This is a genomic window from Corallococcus interemptor, assembly GCF_003668875.1.
GTDB classification, from domain to species: Bacteria; Myxococcota; Myxococcia; order Myxococcales; family Myxococcaceae; genus Corallococcus; species Corallococcus interemptor.
The window spans coordinates 1-13,147 of sequence record NZ_RAWM01000190.1 but is presented as its reverse complement, the minus strand read 5'-3'; the positions used below and the strand labels follow the sequence as shown (position 1 = coordinate 13,147).

General features: G+C 71.2%; 11 protein-coding genes. 6 read left to right on the top strand and 5 right to left on the bottom strand.

Features of this window, described 5'->3' with window-relative positions; genetic code table 11:
• From D7X96_RS36790 to D7X96_RS36775, 4 genes are all read left to right on the top strand, one after another.
• The coding region (locus D7X96_RS36790) for a polymer-forming cytoskeletal protein (RefSeq protein ID WP_121771831.1) at positions 1-1,146 on the top strand (1,146 nt) is incomplete at its 5' end.
• 211 nt (positions 1,147-1,357) lie between these two features.
• A complete protein-coding gene (locus D7X96_RS36785; RefSeq protein ID WP_121771830.1) occupies positions 1,358-2,704 on the top strand; it encodes a 2Fe-2S iron-sulfur cluster-binding protein in 1,347 nt (448 codons plus the stop codon).
• Positions 2,701-4,191 carry an FAD-dependent oxidoreductase gene (locus D7X96_RS36780; protein WP_120552528.1) on the top strand — a complete coding sequence of 497 codons (1,491 nt, stop codon included), beginning with the start codon at positions 2,701-2,703 and terminating at the stop codon, positions 4,189-4,191. The genes D7X96_RS36785 and D7X96_RS36780 overlap by 4 nt, the downstream gene beginning before the upstream one ends.
• 277 nt (positions 4,192-4,468) lie before the next feature.
• Positions 4,469-5,275 (top strand): trypsin-like serine peptidase, encoded by an 807-nt coding sequence (locus D7X96_RS36775; RefSeq protein WP_120552527.1) that lies wholly within the window; start codon positions 4,469-4,471, stop codon positions 5,273-5,275.
• Between the two features lie 12 nt (positions 5,276-5,287).
• On the opposite strand, the gene D7X96_RS36770 is transcribed toward D7X96_RS36775, so the two are convergent.
• Positions 5,288-6,160, bottom strand: a complete 873-nt coding sequence (locus D7X96_RS36770) for an SDR family NAD(P)-dependent oxidoreductase (protein WP_120552526.1) — start codon at positions 6,158-6,160, stop codon at positions 5,288-5,290.
• A 143-nt stretch (positions 6,161-6,303) separates the two neighbouring features.
• Here D7X96_RS36770 and D7X96_RS36765 point away from each other — a divergent pair, with 143 nt between their 5' ends.
• On the top strand, positions 6,304-6,765 hold the full coding sequence (locus tag D7X96_RS36765) for a universal stress protein (protein ID WP_121771829.1): 462 nt from the start codon (positions 6,304-6,306) through the stop codon (positions 6,763-6,765).
• A 24-nt stretch (positions 6,766-6,789) separates the two neighbouring features.
• Here the strand turns inward: D7X96_RS36765 and D7X96_RS36760 are convergent, their stop codons facing one another.
• The 4 genes from D7X96_RS36760 to D7X96_RS36745 form a co-directional block, all read right to left on the bottom strand.
• Positions 6,790-7,470 (bottom strand): Fe2+-dependent dioxygenase, encoded by a 681-nt coding sequence (locus D7X96_RS36760; RefSeq protein WP_121724478.1) that lies wholly within the window; start codon positions 7,468-7,470, stop codon positions 6,790-6,792.
• 38 nt (positions 7,471-7,508) lie between these two features.
• Positions 7,509-9,791 carry a TonB-dependent receptor gene (locus tag D7X96_RS36755; RefSeq protein ID WP_244219850.1) on the bottom strand — a complete coding sequence of 761 codons (2,283 nt, stop codon included), beginning with the start codon at positions 9,789-9,791 and terminating at the stop codon, positions 7,509-7,511.
• 305 nt (positions 9,792-10,096) lie between these two features.
• Positions 10,097-11,371: a PepSY-associated TM helix domain-containing protein gene (locus D7X96_RS36750; protein WP_121724479.1), complete on the bottom strand. Its 1,275-nt coding sequence runs from the start codon at positions 11,369-11,371 to the stop codon at positions 10,097-10,099.
• A 30-nt stretch (positions 11,372-11,401) separates the two neighbouring features.
• Positions 11,402-12,271, bottom strand: a complete 870-nt coding sequence (locus D7X96_RS36745) for a TonB family protein (protein ID WP_120552521.1) — start codon at positions 12,269-12,271, stop codon at positions 11,402-11,404.
• Between the two features lie 220 nt (positions 12,272-12,491).
• Between D7X96_RS36745 and D7X96_RS36740 the strand changes: the two genes are divergently transcribed.
• A complete protein-coding gene (locus tag D7X96_RS36740) occupies positions 12,492-12,974 on the top strand; it encodes a hypothetical protein (protein ID WP_147442963.1) in 483 nt (160 codons plus the stop codon).
• Positions 12,975-13,147: the final 173 nt, after the last annotated feature.

Genomic DNA, 13,147 nt, shown 5'->3' with positions numbered 1-13,147 from the left:
CCCCCGGCCCCTCCCGCGCCGCCCGTCATGGACGCGAACGCGACGCCCGAGGAGCGCGCCCTGGCCCGTGAAGAGGCGGACCGGGCTCGCGAGGAGGCCCGTGAAGAGGCGAGGCGCGCCCGTGAAGAGGCCAAGCAGGCCGCGAAGGAAGAGGCCGAGGCCACCAAGGAGCGCATCCGCGAGGAGATCCGCAGCTTCCGCGACAGCTTCAAGCACAAGAAGGGCAAGCGCGGCGCTCGCGACGTGGTGGCGCGCGGACAGAACCTGGAGGTGAAGGAAGGCGAGTCCGTGGAGAGCGCCGTCGTCTACGGCGGCAACCTCATCGTGAAGGGCACCGTGGAGGACGACGCGGTCGCCTTCGGCGGCAACCTGGAGATCCAGGGCCACGTGGAGGGAGACGCGCACGCCTTCGGCGGCAACGTCATCCTGGGGCCCAACGCGCAGGTGGAGGGCGACGTGTCGGCCTTCGGCGGCCAGGTGCAGAAGGCCGACGGCGCCATCGTCGAGGGCAGCCTGGAGTCCTTCGGCGGCGCGGGCCTGGGCCGCATGGTGGCCGGGGAGATCAAGCGCGGCATGCAGGAGGGCCAGAACCACGACGCGTCAGCGGACGCCTCCGACGACGATGACGACCACGACCGTGGCGGAGGCCTGGCGTCCTTCATCCTCCAGTTCGCGCTCCTCTTCGGCCTGGGCTTCCTGGGGCAGATGTTCTTCCCGGCGCGCATGAAGGAGCTGGGGGATGAGATCCGCGCCAACCCGCGCCGCAACATCCTGGTGGGCATCGTGGGCGCGCTGGCCCTCATGCCGCTCGCCTTCGTCCTGTGCATCACCATCATCGGCATCCCGGTGGCGTTCGCCCTCCTGGTCGCCTCCATGCTGGGCACGGCGCTGAGCTACGCGGCCATCGCCAGCGAGGTGGGCACGCGGTTGCCGGTGATGCGTGGGCGCAAGACGCAGGCGGTGGTGCTCGCGCTGGGCCTGGGCCTCATCCTGCTGGTCAGCCACATCCCGGTGCTGGGCGTGCTGCTCAACCTGTTCCTCCTCATCCCGCTGGCCTTCGGCGCGGTCATCCGCACCCGGTTCGGCTACCGCGGCGGCCGGGGCATGCCGGAGCCCATCTTCCCCCGGAGCGAGAACCCGGTTTGACGCACCCGGCCTCACGGCCGCCAGGGATTGCCACACCGCATCATGAAGCCCCGCTCCCAAGCGCACCGGGAGTGGGGCTTCTTCCTTCCCCAACAAGCCCCAGGCTCGCGCGCCATCACCTGGGCTGTCGGCAGCGGGTGTTGGCGGAGGGCGGGCGGCCGTTGACAGGCTTTGACCCGCTCCGTCCGGTGCGCCATTTTGCGCGGCACCCATGCGACGCCTCCCAGACGCAACCCCGCGCGGCAGGGCCATCACCGTGGACCTCGAGGGCGAGAGCATCCCCGCCATCGAAGGTGAGCCGGTGGCGTGCTCCCTCATCGCCGCGGGCGAGAACGTCCTCTCCCGCTCCGTGAAGTACCACCGCCCGCGCGGGCCGTACTGCTTCGCCGCGGCCTGCTCGCACTGCCTCATGCGCGTGGACGGGCTGCCCAACGTCTACACCTGCCGCACCCCCGCGAAGGAGGGCATGCGGCTGGAGCGGCAGAACGCGTACCCGTCCGCGAAGGTGGACATCTTCGAGACCATCGACTGGTTCTTCCCCAAGCGCCTGGACCACCACGAGATGTTCGCGGGCGTGCCGGTGGCCGAGGACGTCATGGCGCGCGTGGCCCGGCAGCTGGCCGGCCTGGGCCTCTTGCCCAAGGAGGCGGGCCCGGAGCCCCTGCCCCCGCGCACCTTCCACACCTCCGTCGCGGTGGTGGGCGGCGGCGCGGCGGGCCTGGCGGCGGCGCGGGTGCTGTCCGGCAAGGGCGTGCCCTTCCTGCTCTTCGAGCGCGACGCGAACCTGGGCGGACGGCTGGCCCACGGCGCCCCGGAGGACAACGCGCCCTTCGTGCCGGAGGCCACCGCGTTCCCGCAGGGCAGCGTGGTGCGGAACGCCACCGTCATCGGCCTGTATGACGACGAGCACGGCCGCTACCTGGCCGTCGCCGCGCAGGAGGCGGGCAACCTGCGGCTGCTCAAAGTCTACGCGAAGCGCTTCCTGCTGTCGGTGGGCGGCCATCCCCCCACCCTCCCCTTCGAGAACAACGACCTGCCCGGCGTCATCGCGGGGCGCGCGGCCAGCCTGCTGCTGCGCAAGCACGACGTGGCGCCCCAGGTCGCGGCGCTGGTGGGCCATGGCGCGGAGCTGCACGCGCTGGCGCACCTGTTCACCCAGCGCGGCGTGGAGGTGGCGGCGGTGGTGGACCTGAAGGGCCCGCTGCCCGCCAACGCGCACCCGAAGGCCGTCGTCGGTGACGGGCTCAAGGCCCACGGCCTGCGCGGCGTGACGGGGCTGAGCTTCACGCCCCAGGGCGGCCGCAAGCAGAAGGTGTCGTGCGACGCGGTGGTGGTGTCCGTGCCGGTGTCGCCAGGCTTCGAGCTGGCGCGCCAGGGCGGCGCGAAGGTGGAGTTCGACGCGGACGCGGGCCACTTCAAGGTGGAGGCGGACGCGGACGGGCGCACGCAGGCGGCGGACGTGTTCGTCGCGGGCGACGTGGCGAAGGCAGGCACGGCGAAGGAAGCGGCGGCCATGGGCGAGCGGGCCGCGCAGGCGCTGATGGGAGGGCTGTCATGAGCAAGGCGCTCGTCTGCACCTGCGAGGACGTCACCGTCACGGACGTGGAGCACGCCATCGAGCGCGGCTACCACGACGTGGAGTCGGTCAAGCGCTACACGGGCTTTGGCACCGGCATCTGCCAGGGCAAGAGCTGCCACGCCGCGGTGGCCGCGCTGCTCAAGCAGAAGGCCCCGCAGCTCAAGCCGGAGGGCGTGGTGCCCTTCACGCCGCGCCCGCCGCTCTACCCCACGGAGCTGCGCGTGCTGGCCAGCGCCCCCGTGGACGAAGCCGTCCCGCCCGTGGGCGGCGTGCCCCAGGAGCTGGAGCACTTCCCGTCCGCGCTGCGCCCGGAAGGGCCGGTGCCCGCGAAGGCCAAGGTGGTCATCATCGGCGGCGGCATCATGGGCCTGTCGCTGGCGTACAACCTGGCCCTGCGCGGGGAGACGGACGTCGTCGTGCTGGAGCGCGGCTACCTGTGCGCGGGCGCGTCCGGCCGCAACGGCGGCGGCGTGCGCATGCAGTGGGGCACCCCGGCGCTGATCCAGCTGGCCAAGCGCTCCATCGACCTGATGAAGGGCTTCGCGCGCGACCTGGGCGTGAACGTCTGGCTGCGCCAGGGCGGCTACCTGTTCCTGGCCAAGCGCAAGGACACGGCCTACCGGCTGGATCGCAACGCCACCCTGCACAACAAGTATGGCGTGCCCACGCGCATCATCACCGCGGACGAGGCGCGCCAGGTGGTCCCGGGCCTCACGATGAAGGACTGCGTGACGGCGGCCTACAACCCGGAGGACGGCGTCATCTTCCCCTGGGCCTTCCTGTGGGGCTACGCGCAGGGCAGCGTGAAGCGCGGCGTGAAGGTGGAGACGTACACGAACGTCACCGGCTTCGAGACGAGCAACGGCCAGGTGCGCAAGGTTAAGACGGACCGGGGCGACATCGCCTGCGACACCGTCGTGCTGGCCTCCGGCGCGTGGAGCCCGGCCGTGGCGAAGCTCGCGGACGTGAAGCTGCCCAACGAGCCGCACCGGCACGAGATCCTCAGCACCGAACCGCTCAAGCCCTTCCTGTCGCCGCTGGTGTCGGTGCTCGACACGGGCCTGTACTTCAGCCAGTCCATGCGCGGCGAAATCGTGGGCGGCATGGGTGACCCGAAGGAGCCCGCCGGCCCCAACATGGGCAGCACGCTGCGCTTCGTGGCGCGCTTCGCCCAGGCCCTCACGGAGCAGCTGCCGCACGTGGGCCAGGTGAAGGTCCTGCGCCAGTGGGGCGGCCTCTACGACGTCACCCCGGACAACAACCCCATCCTGGGACGCACCCCCGGCCTGGACAACCTGCTCCAGATGTCCGGCTTCGTGGGCCACGGCTTCATGATGGCCCCCGCCGTCGCGGAGCGGATGGCCCAGTGGATGACCTCCGGGAACTCCGACGAGCTCTTCACCCGCTTCAACCTCCGCCGCTTCGAGGAAGGCACCCTCGAGCGCGAGGACATGATCATCGGCTGAAGAATTCCGCCCTCCCCGCCCCTGTCTCCACCCGGGACAGGGGTGCTCCCCGCATGTCCGCAAAAGCGGCACTCCCGGAAAATCACGCAAGCGCCCGGGATGGCTGGGGATTCGCCGGGGAACGTGACGTTTCTTTACAAACGCAACCGGGTTGCACGGAGCATCCACGCACCACCCGTGCGGTGGCGTGACGGCGGGCCCCCTCTGGAGCGCGCGCTGGCACGCGGCGTGCCTTGGCCCCCAGCGCCGCGCAATGCCGCGCGGGGGGAGACTAGAGATGGCCGCGAAGAAGCTCTTGGGTGCGATGCTGGTGATGGGCCTGACGGCGTGTGGTTCCGTGGAGCCCATGGACGTGCCGGACGCGGAGCCCCAGCCCCAGCCCCACGACGCGCTGGCGTCGCAGGAGTCCAACGTCATCGTCGGCACGCTGAACTGGGTGAGCGCCACGTCCCTGTCGGGCACGCAGCGCACGAAGTCCCTGGCGGTGGGCTACCTCTCCATCCCGGCGGTGGGCAGCCGCTGCACGGCGTGGCTCGTCTCCAACGACGTGGTCATCACCAACAACCACTGCGTGGGCAGCAGCTCGGAGGCGGTGGGCGCGCGCGTGTCGTTCAACTACGAGGACGGCGTCGCGTCCGCCTCGCGCGTCTGGTACCCGTGCGCCACGTTCATCAAGACGTGGAGCAGTGACGACATGACGGCGCTGCGCTGCTCGGCCGTCAACGGCCAGCTGCCCGGCCAGGTGTACGGCTTCCTCACCGTCTCCAGCACCAACGCGGCGACGAGTTCCACCGTGTACGTCGTGAACCAGAACTGCGACTACTACACGACGCCGTCCTGCACGCCGACGAAGAAGTCCTCGCCGGGCAAGGTGCTCAACGGCAGCTACAGCACCACGGACATCTCCTACGACGCGGACACGCTGGGCGGCTCGTCCGGCTCGCCCGTCATCTCCACGTCCACGAACCAGGTGGTGGCGCTGCACCACATCGGCGTCGGCGGCAACTCGCAGGGCCGCGGCACGGCCAACACCGGCGTGAAGGCCACGCGCGTGAAGGCGCGCCTGGCGGAAATCGGCCTGTAGTCACCCGGCCGCCTACGTCACGGACGAGGGCTCCCCTCCGGCCAGCAGCACCGGCCTGGGGGGCGCATCCGCTCCGGGCGCGGAGGGCTTCAAGAGCAGCGTCCGCTTGAAGCCGCCCAGCGCCAGCCGTCCCAGGCCCCGCTTGAAGGAGCGCGGCAGGAAGCGCAACAGCCGCATCACCCAGCGGTGTCCCAGGCCGGGGTACACCAGCGCCTCGCCCCGCTCGAAGCCCGCCAGGGCCTCGCGGGCGCACTGGCGCAGGGACAGCTCGAAGAAGGGCGTCACCTCCCCCTCCAGGTGCGGCTCCAGCGCCAGCGGGCCGGGGGCCACGAAGGTGACGGGGATGCCCGCGTCCTTCAGCTCCAGGCGCAGGGACTCACTGAAGCCGTCGAGGAAGCGCTGCGTGGCGGCGAACGTCACCGCGCCCGGCAGGAAGAGGCGCGCCGCGCCCGAGCCCACCGTGAGGATGCCGCCCCGCCCGCGCTCCAGCATGGGGCCCAGCAGGCGGTGGGTGATCATGGCCGGGGCCAGCACGTTCGCATGCACCAGCTCCTCGATGCGCTTCCAGCGCTCCTCGGCGTACAGCCCGCTGAAGGCGTAGTCCGCGTTGTTGATGAGCACGTCCACGCGGACGTAGTGGCGCTCCAGGTGCTCGAAGAGCGCGTCCACGGCGCGCGGATCATCCAGCCGGCAGGCGCGGATCATCACGCCCAGCGTCGGGTTGCGGGCCAGCAGCTCCTCCCGCAGGCTCCCCAGGTCGTCCACGTCGCGCGCGACGAGCACCAGGGTCCTGACCCGGGGGGAGAGCAGCCGGGCAAGCTCGCGGCCGATGCCGCCGGAAGCGCCGATGATGAGCACGGTACCGTTGTCGATGGGAGGGCGCATAGGGGGCCAGGACCTCGGACAGGAAGGTGTCCACGCGCGGATTGCCCTGCGCGCCCGCCCCGTTGCTCGGTACACCCTGAACGCCTGCTTGCCCTCACGGCGCGTGGGGATTAACTGTTCACCGGACCCATAGGAGGACACCCATGGCTGGCCCCTCACGCATCCTCGTGCCGGTGGACCTGAAGGACGGTTCCCGGTCCGTCGTGGACTACGCGCTGCAGCTCGCCCGGCCCTTCGGCGCGACGGTGGACGTGCTGCACGCCTGGGAGCCGCCGCAGTACGTGGCGCCGGACCTGCTGGTGGCCTCGCCCGGCTGGGACGCCACCTCGCTGGAGTCCATGGCGCGCGACACCGCGGGCAAGGAGCTGGAGTCGCTCCTGCGCTCCGTGGACGGCACCGCGCCCGTGGCGCTGTCCCACCGCGTGGTGATTGGCGAGGCGGGCAACGTGGTGCTGGAGGAGGCCGAGCGCGGGAAGTACGACCTCATCGTGATGGGCACGCACCAGCGCAAGGGGCTCACCCGCATGCTGCTGGGCAGCGTGGCGCAGAAGGTGGTGGGCCGCGCCGCGTGCCCCGTGCTCACCCTGCACGTCAGCCCGGAGTAGCGGCCTTCCGGGCCCGGAGCCCGCTCAGGGCTCCGCCCACTGGCGCAGGAGGTTGTGGTACACGCCCGTGAGCATCACCAGCGCGGGGCTCTTGGGCACCTCACGCGTCAGCTGCATGATGGACGTGTCCATGTCGAAGAGCAGCGAGCGCTTCCCCGCGTCGCGGATCATGCTCTGCACCCAGAAGAACGACGCCAGCCGCACGCCGCGCGTCACCGGCGTGACGTGGTGCAGGCTGGTGGACGGGTAGACGATGAGGTCCCCCGCGGGCAGCTTCGCCGAGTGGTTGCCATAGGTGTCCTCCACCACCAGCTCCCCGCCGTCGTAGCTGTCCGGGTCGCTCAAGAAGAGCGTGGCGGACACGTCCGTGCGGATGCGCTGGTTCGTGCCCAGGATGGGCCGGATGGCGTTGTCCACGTGCGAGCCGAAGTCCATGCCCGGCTCGTAGCGGTTGAACAGCGGCGGGAAGACGCGCTGGGGCAGCACGGCGGAGATGAACAGCGGGCTCTTCTCCAGGCCGGCCAGCACCAGGTCCCCCAGCTCCCGGGCGGCGGGGCTGCCTTCGGGCAGCTGGAGGTTCTTCTTCACCTGCATGGACTGCCGGCCGGCGGTGGTCCGGCCGTCCTCCCACGCCGCCTTGTCGAAGACGGCGCGGCAGCGGGCCACCTGCTCGGGCGTGAGGACCTGCGGGATGTGCACCATCATGATGAACGTCCTCTACGCCCGGCGGGAATGTCGCGCGACTAGAACCGCACGTGCGCGGACAGCAGCGCCGAAACGCCCTCCGCCGGCACGGCCTGACCGCCGTAGTACGAGTCGTAGTAGAGCTTGTCGGTCAGGTTGTAGACGTTGAGCTGCAGGTCCACCTTCTTGATGCTGTAGGCCGCGAACGCGTCGAAGCGCCAGTAGTTGGGCACCTTGCTGAGCACCACCGTCGCGTTGGCCGGGTTGTTCACCGTGGCCACGTCCTGGTAGGTGGCGCCGCCGCCCACGGACAGGTTGTCCAGGATGGCGTACGTGGTCCACAGCGAGAAGCTGCGCTTGGGCGTGTTCACCAGGCGCTGGCCCTCCAGGAAGTCATTGGTGTGCTCCCGGATGCTCGCGTCCAGGAACGTGTAGTTGGCAAACACGTTCCAGCGGCGCACCGGCGAACCGGCGATGCCCAGCGCGTAGCCCTGCACGCGCTGCTTGCCCTCCAGCACCGTGGGCGGGCCGTCCGGATCCGAGTTCGGCACGCGCGCGTTCTTCTTGTGGGTGCGGAAGACGGCGGCGTTGACGCTCAGGCGCTCCGCGATGAGGTCGGACTTGGCGCCGATCTCGAAGGTCTCGTTCTTCTCCGGGTCCAGCGTGACGGTGTCGTTGGCCAGCACGGAGAGCTCCGCGCTCGGGTTCTGGGACGTGCCGTACATGCCGTAGATGCTGGCGTTCTCCGCCGGGTGGAGCACCAGGCCCACGCGGTAGTTGAACAGGGTGTTCTCCTGCTCGAAGGCGGCGATGTCGCCGTTGGCGGCCTTGGTCTCGTAGTCGCTGTGCAGGTTGTCCAGGCGCAGGGTGCCCAGGACCTCCACGTACTTGCCGATCTGGATCTGATCCGACGCGTACGCGCCCAGGTTCCACTGGCGGCTGTAGTTGGTGGCGCCCGGGACGCGCGCCACGCCGGACAGGTCCGGGCTGTTGTCCGGATCGAACAGGTCCGCCGGCAGGTTGCCGCCGTCCACGGTGAGGTTGACGCGGCCCAGCTCACGCTGCTCGCGGGACACGTCCAGGCCCACGTTGGTGTTGTGCTTGAGGAAGCCCGTGGTGAACACGCCGCGCACGTCCAGCTGGTCCGCGAAGTAGGTGTTCTCCGCGCTCGTCTCGAAGCGCTGGCGGCCGATGGTGGTGGGCGCCGCGACCGGCGTCAGGCCGCGCGGCGCGGTGGGCCGGGCGAAGCGGTCCACGCCGCCGTAGCGCAGCGTGTTCGTCAGGCGGAACGTGCCGCCCAGGTCCGCCAGCAGGCGCGCCGAGCCGATGTGGACGTTGACCAGCTCCGTGTCGCTGTCCTTCACGCCGTAGAAGTTCTCACGCGGCACGTCCAGCGTGACGGCCACGGGGTAGCCGTTGAAGTACGGCTGGCCGTAGTCCGGGACGCTGTCCTCGTGCTGGTAGAAGTAGTCCACTTCCAGGGCGACCTTCTCCGCCAGCTGCAGGCGCGCGGACGGCGCGACGCCGACCCGGTTCTCCTTCACGACGTCGCGGCCCGCGACCCCGGCCAGCTGCCCCACGGCGCTCACGCGGAACTGGAAGGTGTCGGAGACCTCCTGGTTGACGTCCGCCTCGATGCGGCCGGTGGGCGACGTGCCGCCCGACAGGCGCAGGTCCGTGAAGGAGCCCTTGCGCGCCTTCTTCGTCACCAGGTTGATGGCGCCGCCCGTGGAGCCGCGGCCGAACAGCACCGACGACGGGCCGAAGTAGACCTCCACGCCCTCCAGGTTGAACGTGTCGCGGGTGAACCAGCCCAGGTCGCGCACGCCGTCGCGCAGCGTGTCCGTCTGGGCGGAGAAGCCGCGCAGCGAGAAGGAGTCACCCTGGCGGCCACCCTCGCCCGCCGTCACCGTGATGCCGGACACGTTGCGCAGGGCATCGCGCAGGGTCGTGGCCTGCTGCTCCTCCATCACGCGCTCGGGGACCACCGTGATGGTCTGCGGCGTGTCCACCAGCGGCCGCGGCACGCGGGCCAGGCTGGGCTCCGTGACGTTGTACTTCTGCGTCTCACCCTCGACGGACACCTCCGGCAGGACGTAGGCGTCGTCCTGGATGGCCTCGGCCGTCGTCGCCGCACCCTGCGCGGGGGCCGCGGACTCGGGCGTGCGCTCGGGGGACGGGGCCTCCTGGCCCACCGGAGTGCTCTCCGCCGGGCGGGACTCCTGCACCGGCGCCGCGGTCTCACCGGTCACCGGCGTCTCCTGCGCCATCGCGCTGCCCGCCGCCAGCGCCGAGGCGAGGCCCACGGCCGCGGGGCCCCAGGGCCAGAGCGCGCCGCGCACGCCTCCGGGGTTGCCAGTGGAGGAGCGGATACCAGGACGACCGGGCTTTGCTGTGGACACGAATCCCCTCGGGAAAGGAAGCGCTGCCTAAATGAGAATGATTCTCATATGCAGGACCCTGATTGTCGTTACAAGAAATTTCTTCCTGATGACAGTCTGATTCACGCGCGGGGATGGGCGTTCCAGCACTGCCTGGCATCAGCGCGGCGAATGCCACATGCCTCGGGGTGAAGACAGCGAGGCCCGGAGCCGCTCTCGCGCGGTCCGGGCCCCTGGGATGGATGGGTTTGCTCGAAGCCGGGACGTCAGGCGGCGTGCGTCTCGGATTCCGCGGGAGGGACGGCCGGCGCGGCGGGGGCCGCGGGCTGCGTCTTGCGGCGCGGGACGAACCGGCGCCAGGACAGCGCGTAGCCCGTGTAGACGAGGAACACGGCGCCGAAGGACGCGAGCGCGGCGATGAGCTGGCCGAACCAGCCGAAGGCCTCGCCGGTGTGGAGGAAGCGCAGCCAGGTGCGCGCCTTGCGGCCGCTGTTGAAGTCCGCGTAGGTCTCCGTCTTCAGGGTCTGGGTGGTGAACGGATCCACCGACACCGTGTTGGAGGCGAACAGCGGCCAGCGCTCCTGCTCGCGGACCGTGAAGGTGCTGGCCTGCGGGCCCTTGGGGCCGCCGCGCCCTTCGCCGCGCGGAGCGCCTTCGCCGCGCTGGCCACCCTGGGGGCCACCGGCTCCCGGAGGCGCGGCCAGGCGCAGGGTGATGGCCTCCCAGGCGTTGGACTGCTTCATCACCGCGTCGAACTGCGCATCCAGCGCCTGGGGCTTCGTCCCCGGCGCGGGCGTGGGCACGGCCACGGGCGCGGCGGCCATGGGCCCCTGCGCGGCGGGCGGCTCGTTGCCGGTGAGCGTGAAGACCAGGTTCGACGCCCAGCGGTAGGAGATGACCGCGCCGGACGCCGTCAGCACCACCAGCACCGGCAGTGACCAGAAGCCGATGACGTTGTGCCAGTTGAAGTCGCGCGCCTTGCCCTTCAAGCCCCGGCGGAACCACAGGGTGGGCCGCATCGCGCGCAGGTTCCACTTGCGCGGCCACCACAGGAACAGGCCCGTGATGCCCAGGAACAGGAAGGCCAGGTTCGCCACGCCGGTGACGCCCTTGCCCACCGCGCGGTTGTCGCCGGACGCCGCGAGCCAGCGGTGCAGCTCCTCCATCGTGTGGAAGAACGCGCGCCAGCCCTGCGCGCCCTGCTCACGGACTTCACCAGTGAAGGGGTGGACGTAGACCGCGGCGCCGCGGCCCAGGGCCACCGTCACCATGCTGTCCGGCTCCGAGGACACCGTCACGCCGGAGGGAGGCACGGCGGGCTTCGCCTCCTTCACCTTCGCGATCAGCTCCTCCAGCGTCAGGCGGGGCGTCCCCGGCGCGGGAGGCGCCGCGTGGCGGGCGTCACGGTCCGCCCAGTCGACAATCTGCGACTCGAACGCGATCGCCGCGCCCGTGAACGACATCACCCCCACCACGAGCCCGACGATGAGGCCGGACACCAGGTGGATCCAGAAGAGAACCGAGCGGAGCTTGGGATTCATGAAGGCTTCTACAGGGGGCCTGCGAAGGAACTACCTGAGGGCGAACTTCACGGGGATCACGACCTTCACGCGGACCGGCGCGCCGTCGTGCCCCAGGGCGGGCGAGAAGCGCCAGCTCGCCACGGACTCGAGCGCGGCCTCGTCCAGCCCCGGCACCGAGCGGTGGATGCGCGGCGAGCCCGGCTCCACCGCCCCGTCCGTCCCGATGACGACCATCACCATCACCACGCCGGTGATGCCATCCTCCCGGGCGCGGCGCGGATACTCCGGCTTGCCGGACAGCAGCACCGGCAGCTTCATCACCTCGCGCGGCGTGTAGATGGGCGGAGCCGTCCCCTGCCCGCCGGCCTTGCCACCCACGATTCCGCCCACCACGCCCCCGACGACGCCACCCACCGCGCCGTCCGGCACGCCCGGGCCCGCGGGCGCCTGCGGCGCGACCGAGGCCACCTCCGTCGCGGGCGGGGTCTCCTCCACCTGCTCCACCGGCGTCTCCTTCACCGGCTCCGGCACCTTCGCGGGGACCACCAGCTCCTGCCGCTTCGGGCGCGGCTTCTGCACCACCGGCTTCACGGGCTCCACGGCCGCCTGCTTCCGCATCCCACCGCCCAGGGGCGGCGGAGGCGGTGCGTACGCCATCAGCACCAGCTCCGGCTCCGGCTTCTTGACCTCGGGAGGCGGCCGGGTGGACACCAGCAACCCCACCGCCACCGCCACCAGATGCGCGACGGTCGCCGTCAGCAGCGCCCCACTCCACCGGCCCCACCCCGCATCCGCCGGAGCGGTCGCGGACTGGAAGAGCCCCGCCGGAACGCGCACCACATCCGCACGCGCGGTCACAGCTTGCGGCAGCGCTGGGGCAGCACCCAATCCGTCGTCGAAGTTGAGAATGGTTCGCATTTTCGCTTGCTGGAAGGGGATACTCCCGCCGGGGTGGCAACGTCAATGTGGAGCGCCACTGAAATCATCCCGGCGCGTCACGAAGTGCGGGTTTCAACGCCAAGGGCGCGAATTTCCGGGGTGCGTCAGAACCCCGGTGCGTATAAAGCCGTTCCGCCGTCGCGCTTTTTTGTCGCCGGCGGACTGTCGCATCCCGTGCGACACGTTTAGCCCCCCACCCATGCCGCCGCCCTCCGCCCACACCCAGCGTGAAGCCTCTCGCGAGACCGGGTTCGCCCTGGCGGCCGTGGTGTGCGCGGCGGTGCTGGCCTGGCTCGTGGGCCTGGGAGGCCTTCCGCAGGGGGCCCTCCCCGGGAGCCGCGCGGCGGTGCCGGGGGCCCGGCGCGACGAGGCCGCGCGCACGCCGGCCAGTCCGAAGCCGGAATGGGACGAAGCGGGGCTGCTGCACGGGTCCCACGTGGGGGCGCCGCGGCCGGCCTCGCGCGATCAGGTGGACCCCGGGGGCGTCAGCCACCGACCTCCCCCCACGCCCTTCACGCCCCGGCCGGACACCCTGCGGGCCCTGCTGGCGCGCCATGACGCGCGGATGCTGGCGCGGGTCCAGGGCCTGAGGGCCCGCGCGCTGCCGTACCGGCTCACCCCGCTGGCGGACCGTCCCCGGACGGCGAACTGCCCGGCCCAGGGCCCCCCCGCGCGGGGCTGAGCGGCGCCTCTTCTCCACCTCGCGGGCCTCGAGCCCGTCCGCGCCCCGGTGGGTCCACCCGGCGGCCAGGCGGGCAGGCCCTTCATCCACCCCCACCCTTTCAAGCGCGCGGTGTGCCCTGCGCGGCCGCGCGAGGACTTCTTTTCCCATGTCTTCGTCCCCTTCCCCCGAGC